Here is an 11,588-nt window from a genome sequence, read left to right as displayed (position 1 = left end):
AGCGCACTTGAGGAATATAGCGGGCAGTAGCCCGAGAAGAGGAGGCGGCTCTATGGCTAAGCCGTTAAAAGTGGATGAGGTATGGATGGATCGAATTGCCGGACAACTGAATGACATGGAGTTTGGCTCGTTACACATCGTTGTACACGAAGGCCAGATTGTGCAGATGGAGCGGACCGAACGCAAGCGTTTTGAAAATACGCCCTCCGGCAGCGCCTCCAAATCCGGCAGCACTGCACGAAGCAGCTCACCCCGTTCATTGCGCTCATCAAATGCAAGCGCGAAGGGATAGGCTTCATGTAATTCAGGATCGAATTATGCAATGCAGAAATAGTAGAAATCAAAAAAAGAGAAGCCGATGATTTTGCGGGCTTCTCTTTTTTGGTTTGATTTAACAGAGAGGTTCATTTTTCGGAAATTGCTCCGGATGTACGTGGTTTATAGAGGTTTAGTTCCATGTCCAAGTTCTCATCCTCATGTGCTTCAGTACTGCTATTCAATTCTTTATCCGAATCGGTGTGTCCCGCGTAGGGGCGATCACTGCGAGAAGGCGTTCCTGTCAGGCTGAAGCCCGAGATGAACAGGATGAGTTGCAATCCCAATGCGTAGGGAGCAGCAGCAAGTCCGATTAGATGAAGCAGGGAGCACATGGCAATTAGGGTAACGAGTGCTTTGGTTACTGTGCCAGATGAACCCTGTCTTGGGCTGGACCAGAGCAGATAACCATAGAACACCGTGATGATCAAGGAAACGAAGCGTATCCATGGCAAAGCGTTGAACCATGAATGCCAGAAAGGATACAACAGACCTTGCTGACGAAACACAAAATCAGCGATCAGGTACAGTACAGCTGCGACAGCGGCAGGCTCGGCAGCCGGACGAATGACATTCCAGATCGTTCTTCCCCAATGGTCCGGATGTGCGTAGCGATTCAATTCATCGGACAATGCTGCACTCTCCCGTTCCAGAGCCCTGTGCATCAATGCGAGTCGAGCGGGATCAACATCGATGATACAGCTGCGGATTTGATCCTGAAGCTGTGGAGACAGATGTACTGCGGCTCTGCAGGACAGCATGGCGGTAAACAGTTCATGATGCTCATGTTCCGTTAAAGCAACATTCCGATGTTCTTTTGCTGTGAGTTGTCCCAATAGGGTTGTACTTATGTATAATGTATCTCGTATCGCGTGCATTCGCCTGTCACGGCTTCGTCTGACCTCAGTTGCAGACCATACGTAGAGTCCAAGCAGCACAGCGATCATTCCGAGTAGTAACGCCACGAAGCCCGGATATGAGAATAGAGCAAGCATCCAGCGTTGAAGCACAATGGTTCCTCCTTTGCAAAAACTGTAGCGTAGCATGAAACACGGTTCACATAAGCTTTCTCTCACTATTACACAGGAATTGCGTGAATTCAAGCAGGAACAGTAGGAATTTACTGTCATAGGAAGGACCAGGGCACCCAAGCAAAGAAGATGTAATTTCCATGAATTTTTTAATTCTGCACATAATCATCGGTTTAATAGGAAGGGAGCATGATCTATGGACCAGATCAACATTGAACATACACCGCCCTCAACAGCAGAATACCTTGCTTTACGGAAGAGCGCAGGTCTCAGTGCGATGAGCAAGGAGGGAGCAGAGATCGGCCTGCCCAATAGCTTGTTTGCCGTATGTCTGCGTGAAGAAAATGAAATCGTAGGCATGGGCCGGGTCATCGGGGACGGTGGCTGCTTTTTTCAGGTGGTGGATATCGCCGTGCGCCCAGACCAGCAGGGGAGAGGATACGGTAAATTGATCATGAGCGAGATCATGAATTATTTGCGTGAACATGTGCCTGCTCGTGGACTGGTTAGCCTGCTGGCTGACGTCCCTGCCGATCGTCTGTACGCTCAATTTGGCTTCACCTACACCAGTCCGAAATCGGAAGGTATGTGGTGGAGACAAGGGGAATAGGAAGCGAAATAAAGCAGCAGGTTGTCGAAAAGTGGAGGGAAGGAATTATCTAGAACTTCATTTTAATATGAGGGAATTGATGTTGAGCCGCATATAGCGGCTTTTTTCGTTTGGATTAAGGGATAGAAGAGATTTTTTCGCGATGGTTTACAAGTGGGTGAAGACGGTTTAAGATGGCGTGAGCCGTTTAAGGTATATAACAATGGGATTAAGTATTAAAATAACGGTAAGTTGACAAGATGATATCTACTGAAAAGAGGGATTTGATATGAAAGTTGCCATTTTTGGAGCAACCGGAGCGATTGGAAAGACGATACTGTGGGAGTTGATGGACCGCGGACATGAGGTAACGGCGATTGTTCGTGATCCTTCGAAGGTTGAGATGGAGCATGAGCGTTTGCGTGTGGTAGAGGGGGATTTGCTTAACCCGGACCAGGTTGCCGATGCTACAGCAGGACAGGAAGCCGTTGTGAGTGCCTATGGACCGAAGTTTGGTGCGGAGGAAGAAATGCTTGAAGTTACACGTTCACTAATTGAGGGTGTTCGTCGTGCAAAAGCAGGACGTTTGGTTGTCGTTGGCGGAGCAGGAAGCTTGCTTACGGATTCTGGAGAAATGCTGATGGACACACCAGGATTCCCTGAGGAAGTCAAACCACTGGCGAAGGCTCATGTCGATGCGTATAACCTGATTGAGGCATCGGATATTAACTGGACCTACATGAGTCCTGCGGCTACGATTACAACAGGAAGACGGACAGGCCTGTTCCGGGTTGGCATGAATCGTGTGATCACAGATGATCTGGGTGAGAGCTCGATTTCCGTTGGCGATTTTGCAGCGGCTTTGGTGGATGAGCTGGATGATCCGCAATTTATTCAATCCCGGTTTACGGTGGGTTATTAAGAGCTATTTGTCTAGATCTGAAAGATGAAACGGAGAATCGGCTTGGTTCGGTAAACAGAACAGGATTGCTGAGTTGAGGTTTGGAACATTGAAGCTCAATAGTTAAGGTTTAATAGGCAGTAATTATTTCTAAAAGGGTTGTCACCGGGGAGGGATGAACGTTGTTTATCGTAACCGCTGAACAGATGAGAGCTGTGGATGAGCATACCATTCAGAAGCTTGGCATTCCTGCTGCCAGTCTGATGGAGAACGCAGGCAGAGCCATCGCTGAGGAAGTTATCCGGCTGTGCCGGGAAGACGATGTTGACCGCCGTTCGGAGCAGCAGGGCCGCTGGAGCGATGGTAACCGGAAGGGGGCGCACACCGGGCCCGGTGATCGGCCTGCTCATGGTGGCGACATCATCGCCGATCCGGCGCTCGTGATGGAGCAACCCGGCGATCAGCAGTGGTACATGCTGATCGGCAAGGGTAATAATGGCGGCGACGGGCTGGTTGCGGCGCGCCATTTGGTTGAAGCGGGGCTCGGCGTGACTTTGGTCTACGCCGATGCGCCTGCTGCACTGCGGGGCGAAGCCGCAGTGCAGCGGGATGCCGCCGCGCAGCTCGGCATCCCTGCTCTGGTCCACGGGCGCGAAGCCGTGGACTTCGGCCGGTGCACAGGCATCGTGGATGCGCTGCTGGGCACCGGCTCGCGGGGGGCGCCGCGCGGAGCATACGCGGCGCTGATTGCGGCGGCGAACGACAGCGGCAAGCCGGTCGTGTCCGCCGATGTGCCAAGCGGGCTGAATGCCGACACCGGGGAGGTATATGAGCCCTGCATTCAGGCCCGGGTGACCGTATGTCTCGCGCTGCTTAAGCGCGGGCTGGTGCAGTACCCGGGCGCATCTGCCGCGGGGCGCATCGTGGTGCGCTCCATCGGCATTCCCGCGCGCCTTGCGCCGGAGCATGGCCCCTCGGTCCGTCTGCTGACGGAAGAGGTGCTGCGCCGTGCGCTGCGCGTGAATACGGGCCGCCTCCGGGCACCGGACGGCCACAAAGGCACTTACGGCCACGTGCTGCTGGCCGCAGGCAGTCTGCCGATGAGCGGCGCAGGCCTGCTCTCGGCCAAGGCCGCGCTGCGCGCTGGCTGCGGGCTCGCCACATGGGCGCTGCCCGCGGCACTGCTGCCGCATGTCATCGGCACCGTGCCCGAGCTTATGCTCGCTGCCGCCGCAGATGGCGACAGCGGCGAATGGAACGCGGCTTCCGCAGACGCCGTGCTGCGTCTCGCGGAAAGCCGCGACGTGCTCGCGACCGGCCCGGGCCTCGGTCGCTTCAAGGGCGACACAGACTGGCTGCGCCGTCTGTGGCAGCACACGGATCGCCCACTCGTCATTGACGCGGACGCCCTCAACATGCTTGCAGACGCTGGCCCAACAGGGCCTCGCGACTGGGGCAAACGAAGTGCGGCGACTATCCTGACGCCGCACCCTGGGGAGATGGGCCGACTGCTGGGCATGTCGACCCCGGAAGTGCAGCGTGACCGAATCGGACACGCTGCACAATACGCCCGCGAGCAGGGCGTGACCCTGGTGCTCAAGGGAGCACGCACGGTCATCGCAACGCCATCCGGCGAGGCGTATATTAACACCACCGGGCACGCCGGCATGGCAACCGGCGGTGCGGGAGACGTATTGACCGGTATCATCGCCGGTCTGCTCGCCCAAGGGCTAAGCGCGGAGCAGGCTACCGCCTTTGGCGTGTTCCTGCACGGCCAGGCAGCGGAGAGAGCCGCGTTGCTGCGCGGTGATCCGGCATCCCTGCTCGCCGGGGATATTATGGATGCACTGTAAACCAGGGGCACGAGTGAAGACGGTGAGTAACACGCAAGAAGTGTACGCAAGAAGTACACGCAAGAAGTACACACAGGAAGAACACGCCCTGCATCCTCCTGTGCATAACAGAAGCAAATGAACTATCCATAACATCAAGAAAGGGATGTCCCGCAAGTCATCGACATGACGTGGACATCCCTTTTTAGTGTGAATACCGTTTAACGAACCGAGTACACGCTATGAGCTGCATTTTCCAATGATCTGCGCTTTAACGAATGCCAGCGACGCTATTTCACTGATCGGCAGATTCTGGCGCAAGTTTGTACCAGTATAACGAGAATAACGTGACTGAAGTTCGTTAAACTGTGCATTCGACCCAAATCCTCCAATTAAGTTGTGGTCGATTCGTTAGAATGGATTAGCGCTTCAACCCGAGAAGGGAAGTCCCTTCCTGCCTTCGGTACAGCGGTGCTCTTCTTTCTTTTATTATGGTTCGGCTACAACCGGAACCGTAAAAGCTCCTGATGCATCTCCGCACTGATATCCCGCAGGGTTTTCACCTTGGTGCTTGCTTCGGCGAACGAACGCTGTTGCTCAGCCGTTGAAGCTGTAATTTCCTCACTGCTTGCAGCCGATTGTTCCGTAATGGCACTTATGTTTTCAATCGCCTGCTGAACCTGTGCGCTAAGTTCACTGGACTGCTGCATGTCTTCTGTAAGCTGGTTAATGCTTGTGCTGATCCGCTCTACACTGTGACGAATTCCGGAGAAGGATTCGCCGGTTTTTCCAGTGGCCTGCTCCTGTTCTGCAAAGAGCTGAATGCTCTGTGTCACAGAGTTTTTCACTTTGCCCATAGCCTCTGTGATTTCACCGACAGCCGCAAAGATATGCTGCACTGATTGCTCCGATTGCTCGGCCAGTTTCTTCACTTCCCCCGCGACGACAGCAAAGCCGCGTCCGGCTTCACCTGCACGTGCCGCTTCAATGGAAGCGTTCAGAGACAGAAGGGTTGTCTGCGTAGCGATGCCTGATACATAGGCAGTCATGGTTGCGATCCGGGAGGCGCTCTCCTCCAGTTCCTGGACAGTCTTTTCTACCTCAGACATGGCAATCCGGTTGACTTCAGCCAGTCGAAGCTGTTCTTGTACGGCAATATGTCCCTCCTGCACGGAACTCAAAACTTCATTACCATAGATGGCCGATTGTGAAGTCGCCTGAAGATTGCTTGCAAACATATGCTGCATCTTGTCCACGACCATGACCGTGTCACTTAGATCTTCAGCAATTTTCTGACTGCCAATCGACAGTTCTTCGGTTGTTCGGGATACTTGCTGCACGATGGCCTGCACCGTATCATTACCGCGATCAATATCCTGCGCCATTCCATCCACACGATTTCCTGCTGCACCGATGGATTGAATGATACTGCGAATATTCCCTGTCATAAGGCGGAAGGAGCGGTTTAAGTCATCCAGCTCATCTTTGCCTCGTGTCTCCGAAAGCTGCTGCGTAAGATCGCCGTTCGCAATTTGTCCTGCGGCTTCTTTCAAGGTGCGGATGCGTCTCGCCAATTTTCGTGAAGTGTACATGTTGAACAGCAGGACAGCGACAAGCAGGACGATGGCACCGGCGAGAGCAATCTGCCAGGTCCGCTGAATGTCTTGTTCAAGATCTACTGTATATTGGTCGTATCGATCCCGGGTCACCTCATCCAGCATATAGATATCATTTTGTATGCCTTTGACCCGTGAACTGAAACGTTTGGCGTCCGAACTGTTCATAGCTGTGATGGCTTCGGTGGCGCCCGTGTCTAGAGCGGCCAATTTTGTTTGGATGGATTGGATCAGGCGAAGCTGTTCATCTGTTTCCAGCAAGCCTTCTGTGAGCTGCTTTACCATGGTTTTACCTTCATTCAGCAATCGTGCTACATTATCCTGATTACCAGCCGTCATGGAGAACGAGTATACATCGAGCGCCTGCTCGGTCTGAATCTGGTTGGCGTTTAACTCAGTGACCTTTAACATGGCAGGTACCAGGTTTTGATTTTTGGCATTCATGCTCAGCAATTGAATAATGATATAAGCTACTAGCAAAAGGCATAACAGTAACGATACTATGGCATTCAATATCAGCTTTCCCTGTAATTTCATAAGCGTGCCTCCATATTAGCAATTGGTTTAATGATCTAGGGTAATTTTGGTTTTGCCGGAAGCGATCTGTGCTTTCAAATCTTCGAACGTTTGCTGTTGTTCGTCCGTAAGGGTGATGTTATGTAGGGCGGTTAAACCTACGCCGTTTTCTGCCAGACCATAGAACATTTCTTTTTCGGGAAATGAATGTTGGTTCTGAATGAACGTACTAATGGCGTTATGAAGAGAGACATCTACATTTTTGAGCATGGAAGTGAGTACTGCTTTTTCTGCTAAAAAGAACTGATCCTGGTCCACGCCAATGGCGTATTTACCCAATCTCTGAATCTCCGAAAGTGAGCCTATACCGGTAAGTCCGGCAGCAACGTAAATAACGTCAACATGTTGTTCCTCAATCATCTGTGCCGCGAGCTTTCCTCCAAGATCAGGATTGCCGAAATCCCCGGCGTACACGACATGGACTGTGGCATCCGGATTAGCGGCCTTTACACCTTGCTCAAACCCTTGCTGGAAATCGTGAAGCACCGGAATATCCATTCCACCCAAGAAGCCTACATGGTCTTCGGTTGTTGCAAAACCAGCAATGATGCCTGCAAGATAGCTGCCTTCTTCTGCTTTGAAGGACATGGAAGTCACATTGGGGAGGTCGGAATGCCCGTCAATGATGAGAAAGTGCTGATCGGGATATTTCTGAGCAACCTTCTCCAGATCGGTTTTTATCGTGTCGCTTAGACCAATAATCAGATCAACCTTATCCTTTGCAAATTGTTCAAAGGCTGCCTCGGATGTCAAATCCTTTCCCGGCTCCTTGTAATCAAAAACAATACTGTTCTCGTTTCTTGCCTGTACCAATCCCTCAAAAGATGCGTCACTGAAAGAATGATCACCCAAGCCGACATCCGTAAGAACGATTCCGACTTTGGTTCGCTGATCTGCGGGGGACACCTTATCGGTTGCCGAACATGCTCCCAGCATCAGAACAACCAGAGCCATCATCATGGTGAACCCGAATTTGATTTTCCATTGTGTTTTCATGTGCGTATGCCCTCTTTTCTATAAGATGGAGATGACGTGTGAGGTGAGCAATTCCTCTCTATGTATATCGGACGGCAGCAGAGTCTCCATAATGGGAAAGGATGAAAATTTACGAAAACTCAATGAAATTCCAATGAAACCCATGAATTATACATGGAATTTACATTTGAAGAGGCATGAATTCGATACAGGGCCTGTAATACGTCTTGCTGGTCAACGGGAAAAAGGAAGATAAAAAAAGGCAAAGAAGAGACCGATTAGATCTCTTCTTTGCCTTTTCCTGAAACCAAACCAAATGAATGACTACACATCATGAATCAAGACATTCATATATATGAACGGTTTTCCCGGTTCGCTCAGCATATGCAATACTCCTGAGCGCTACGTTCCCGCTCTCATTCAGCTGCACTTGCAGCGTATTACCACGCTGCTACCGAGCCATCGGCCCGGCTTTCCGTGCCGCCGCACAATACGCCGTTGTCCGGGTTGCGCCAGATGATCTGGCCGCGTCCAAACATCGACGGATCGAGGGCGACCTGTATATCATGCCCTTTGCGGGCAAGTGCCTGTGCAATATGCTGAGGGAATCCGGGCTCAACCAGGATCGTTTTGCCTTTGGTCCACTGCCAGCGCGGAGAATCGAGCGCAGCCTGTGGATTGAGGTGGAAGTCCACCGTATTCATGACGACCTGCACGTGACCCTGGGGTTGCATGAAACCGCCCATGACCCCGAATGGTCCGACCGCTTCATCACCGCGTGTGAGAAAGCCCGGGATGATCGTATGATATGTCCGTTTGCCCGGCTCCAGTGCGTTGGCGTGATTCGGATCAAGAGAGAAATTATGTCCCCGGTTTTGCAGGGTAATGCCTGTGCCCGGCACAACCAGCCCGGAGCCGAAGCCCATATAATTGCTCTGAATGAAGGAAACCATGTTACCCTCACCATCTGCCGTTGCAAGATACACCGTTCCGCTTGCCTTTGGGTCGCCTGCTTCAGGCGGAAGTGCCCTATCGCCAATGAGCTTGCGCCGTTCGTCTGCATACGCTTCAGATAATAATTCCTGCACCGTTACGCCCATTTTGCGTTCCTCGGTAATGTATTTCTCTCCATCGGCAAACGCCAGCTTTATGGCTTCCAGCTGCCTGTGGTATGCCAGGACGGATTCCTTTTCATCAAAATCAAAGCCTTTCAGCAGATTGAGCGCTGCAAGAGCTATCAGCCCCTGACCGTTCGGTGGGATCTCCCACACGTCATATCCACGATAGGAGACCGAGATTGGATCAACCCATTCAGGCTGGAATGCAGCCAGATCTTCTTTGGTCAGGTAACCTCCGTGCTCTGCCATAAAAGAGTGAATACGCTCCGCAAGCTCGCCTTCATAGAAGTCTCGCGCTCCGCTCTCGCCAATCCGGCGCAGTGTAGCCGCATGATCCGGCGAACGCCACATCTCGCCCACGGCGGGAACACGCCCGCCCGGGGCAAACGTCTCAAACCATGCTCGCCCGGCTTCTGCATCGCCTTGGCGTGCATAAATGTCGGCTGCCCGTGCCCAATGGCGGGCCAGCCCCGGCGCAAGCGGGTAACCTTCTTCCGCGTAGCGGACAGCCGGTTCCAGCGCTTCCGCCAACGTGAGCCGCCCGAATCGGCGGCTCAGCTCAGCCCAACCCGCCGGTGCGCCAGGAACCGTCACCGGGATGACCCCAAGCTTCGGCATCTCCGTATGGCCTGCCGCTTTGAGCGCCTCAATCGATATACTCTGAGGCGCAGGCCCGCTGGCATTCAGGCCATGCAGCTTGCCCTCGGTCCAGACGAGGGCAAAGGCATCGCCCCCAATGCCATTGGACGTTGGCTCCAGCACCGTGAGTGCAGCAGCGGTGGCAATAGCGGCATCAATGGCGTTGCCGCCCTTTTTTAACACATCGAGACCGGCTTGCGCAGCCAAAGGCTGTGAAGTGGCCACCATGCCTTGTTTGGCATAGACGGGCACGCGGTAAGACGGATACGGTTGGTAGAGTGGATCGTAGTTCATCAGGTTGTTCAGCTCCTTGTCGCAAGATGTCAGGTTCCGGCTTGCCGGATCAATTACTCCTAACCCTCTTCGGAACAGGTGACGTGATCTCCTGCTGACAGCATGAAATCCAACCTGACATGGCCCGTGAACGGGGATGATACAGCTGCATTCATTCAGTGTCATTGTATTTTTTTCAAAGATTCGAGGTGTTCTCCAGATGACTAGGTCGTTACCATATCGCCGCCATTGACATGAATGCACTCTCCGGTGACATAGGAAGAATCGCGAGAAGCGAGATAGACGTAGGCAGCCGCGAGTTCATACGGTTGGCCTGCACGGCCCATCGGCGTCTCGGTTCCAAATACCTGTACATCTTCAGCGGAGAAGCTGGAAGGAATGAGCGGTGTCCAGATTGGTCCGGGCGCGACGCAATTGACCCGAATGCCCTGAGCAGCGAGCGATTTGGCGAGTACACGAGTCAGAGAGACCACAGCCCCTTTGCTGGAAGAGTAATCGATGAGCTGCACTTCACCTTTATAGGCCGTAATGGAAGCCGTATTGATGATGGATGCTCCTTTGCACAGATGCTGGAGAGCCGCCTGAATCAGAAAAAAGTAGGCAAACACATTCGTCTGGAACGTGTGGTACAGCTGTTCTTCCGTAATATCAACTATGCTCGGCTGTACGTACTGCACGCCATGATTGTTGACCAGAACATCAATCTTTCCGAAGGTTTCCATGGTCGTTCGGATGACAGCCTCGCAGTTTTTCTTCAACCGTAGATCAATCTCGATTAACAGACACCGTTGTCCCAGCTCTTCAATGCGTTCACGTGTCCTTTCGGCGTCTGTCCGTTCATATAGATAAGCGATGGTGATATCTGCACCTTCCTTGGCAAAAGCAATCGCTGCCGCTCTGCCGATTCCACTGTCACCACCGGTAATAATCGCAACCTTGCCTTCCAGCTTGCAGCTGCCAATATAGGCAGGATCTTCGCTGATCGGTTCAGGCACCATCAGGGTTTCCAGACCTGGCTGCTGGTCCTGATGCTGGGGTGGGAAAGCCAGCTTTTGTGGCTTGCACACCGTTTTCTCACCGTAAAAAGGATAGACAGGATTCATTCGGTTTACATCCTCCTCGCACGTTCGTTCATACGCCTAAACTATGCATTCGCCCAGTAGAAGGTGCGACAGAAGGAAGAAGGGCATTTGTTTTTGGTGCGAGATATACCATAATAAGGATGTAGGTATTGCAACAGTTCATTATATGTGGAGGTGTCAGGAGCCAAATGAATATTCAGGGGATTAATCATCTGTGCTTTTCCGTATCCAATCTGGAACGGTCCATTACCTTTTATGAGCAGGCTCTAGGTGCCCGTATTCAGGTGAAAGGCAGGAAGCTGGCATATTTCGAACTTGCCGGACTGTGGATCGCTTTGAATCAGGAAGAAGTCATTCGCAACTATACGGAACGAACGTATACACATATTGCATTTACCGTAAAAGAAGAGGAATTCGACGAGTCTGTGCAGCAGCTGCGAGCAGCCGGGGCTGACATTCTTCCCGGAAGACCTCGTGACCCGAGGGATGCGTTATCCGTGTATTTTACCGATCCTGATGGTCATCTGTTCGAACTGCATACAGGCAACATGAAGCAAAGGCTGGATTTTTATCGTGAAGAGAAGACTCATATGACCTTTTATCCATAAGATTATATGTAA

10 protein-coding genes are annotated in these 11,588 nt (G+C 52.3%); 5 read left to right on the top strand and 5 right to left on the bottom strand.

Annotated elements, in window-relative coordinates:
- Positions 1 to 52: 52 nt before the first annotated feature.
- Positions 53 to 292, top strand: coding sequence for a YezD family protein (locus ACFVQB_RS24325; RefSeq protein ID WP_062322628.1), 240 nt, complete (start codon positions 53 to 55; stop codon positions 290 to 292).
- A gap of 112 nt (positions 293 to 404) precedes the next feature.
- On the opposite strand, the gene ACFVQB_RS24320 is transcribed toward ACFVQB_RS24325, so the two are convergent.
- On the bottom strand, positions 405 to 1,325 hold the full coding sequence (locus ACFVQB_RS24320; RefSeq protein WP_379445272.1) for a hypothetical protein: 921 nt from the start codon (positions 1,323 to 1,325) through the stop codon (positions 405 to 407).
- Positions 1,326 to 1,542: 217 nt separating this feature from the next.
- On the opposite strand from ACFVQB_RS24320, the gene ACFVQB_RS24315 reads away from it, so the two are divergent.
- The 3 genes from ACFVQB_RS24315 to ACFVQB_RS24305 all read left to right on the top strand — a co-directional run bounded on the left by ACFVQB_RS24315 (position 1,543) and on the right by ACFVQB_RS24305 (position 4,689).
- Positions 1,543 to 1,956, top strand: a complete 414-nt coding sequence (locus tag ACFVQB_RS24315; protein ID WP_274569374.1) for a GNAT family N-acetyltransferase — start codon at positions 1,543 to 1,545, stop codon at positions 1,954 to 1,956.
- A 268-nt stretch (positions 1,957 to 2,224) separates the two neighbouring features.
- Complete coding sequence (locus tag ACFVQB_RS24310; RefSeq protein ID WP_379445267.1) at positions 2,225 to 2,857, top strand: NAD(P)-dependent oxidoreductase; 633 nt, start codon at positions 2,225 to 2,227, stop codon at positions 2,855 to 2,857.
- A 161-nt stretch (positions 2,858 to 3,018) separates the two neighbouring features.
- Positions 3,019 to 4,689 carry an NAD(P)H-hydrate dehydratase gene (locus ACFVQB_RS24305; protein WP_379445264.1) on the top strand — a complete coding sequence of 557 codons (1,671 nt, stop codon included), beginning with the start codon at positions 3,019 to 3,021 and terminating at the stop codon, positions 4,687 to 4,689.
- A gap of 479 nt (positions 4,690 to 5,168) precedes the next feature.
- On the opposite strand, the gene ACFVQB_RS24300 is transcribed toward ACFVQB_RS24305, so the two are convergent.
- From ACFVQB_RS24300 to ACFVQB_RS24285, 4 genes are all read right to left on the bottom strand, one after another.
- On the bottom strand, positions 5,169 to 6,821 hold the full coding sequence (locus tag ACFVQB_RS24300) for a methyl-accepting chemotaxis protein (RefSeq protein ID WP_379445260.1): 1,653 nt from the start codon (positions 6,819 to 6,821) through the stop codon (positions 5,169 to 5,171).
- 27 nt (positions 6,822 to 6,848) lie between these two features.
- Positions 6,849 to 7,856 carry a BMP family lipoprotein gene (locus ACFVQB_RS24295; protein ID WP_379445257.1) on the bottom strand — a complete coding sequence of 336 codons (1,008 nt, stop codon included), beginning with the start codon at positions 7,854 to 7,856 and terminating at the stop codon, positions 6,849 to 6,851.
- A gap of 419 nt (positions 7,857 to 8,275) precedes the next feature.
- Entirely contained in the window at positions 8,276 to 9,886 is a 1,611-nt protein-coding gene (locus ACFVQB_RS24290) for a gamma-glutamyltransferase family protein (RefSeq protein ID WP_379445253.1), read from the bottom strand.
- A 203-nt stretch (positions 9,887 to 10,089) separates the two neighbouring features.
- A complete protein-coding gene (locus ACFVQB_RS24285; RefSeq protein WP_379445249.1) occupies positions 10,090 to 10,989 on the bottom strand; it encodes a glucose 1-dehydrogenase in 900 nt (299 codons plus the stop codon).
- Between the two features lie 167 nt (positions 10,990 to 11,156).
- Between ACFVQB_RS24285 and fosB the strand changes: the two genes are divergently transcribed.
- A complete protein-coding gene (gene fosB / locus ACFVQB_RS24280) occupies positions 11,157 to 11,576 on the top strand; it encodes a metallothiol transferase FosB (RefSeq protein WP_379445244.1) in 420 nt (139 codons plus the stop codon).
- Positions 11,577 to 11,588: the final 12 nt, after the last annotated feature.

It is taken from the genome of Paenibacillus sp. NPDC057886 (genome assembly GCF_042796655.1).
Lineage (GTDB): Bacteria > Bacillota > Bacilli > Paenibacillales > Paenibacillaceae > Paenibacillus.
This window is presented reverse-complemented; position numbering and strand designations above follow the sequence as displayed.